At 57.6% G+C, this 255-nt stretch carries 1 protein-coding gene; it reads left to right on the top strand.

The window, feature by feature from the left end:
- The coding region (locus tag HA050_RS21815; RefSeq protein ID WP_205836573.1) for a VCBS domain-containing protein at positions 1 to 255 on the top strand (255 nt) is incomplete at both ends.

Here is a 255-nt window from a genome sequence, read left to right as displayed (position 1 = left end):
ATGGCTCGGAAAGCACCATCACCGTGACTGTGAACGGCAGCAATGAAACCGCCACCGTCGGCCACGGCGCAGTACAGGAAGATACCGTTCAAAGCAGCAGCGGCACGCTGACCGCTACCGGCGGCGCAACCTTTGTGCCGCAAACCGGTGCCGCAGGCACTTACGGTAAATTGACGCTGGGCAGCGATGGCAAGTGGACTTATACGCTGAATAACGATGCGGATAATGTGCAAGCCCTTAAAACCGGCGAAACCA

The organism is Iodobacter violaceini, assembly GCF_011601265.1.
Lineage (GTDB): Bacteria > Pseudomonadota > Gammaproteobacteria > Burkholderiales > Chitinibacteraceae > Iodobacter > Iodobacter violaceini.
The sequence above is the reverse complement of the archived record's forward strand: the minus strand, read 5'-3'. Positions and strand labels throughout refer to the sequence as shown.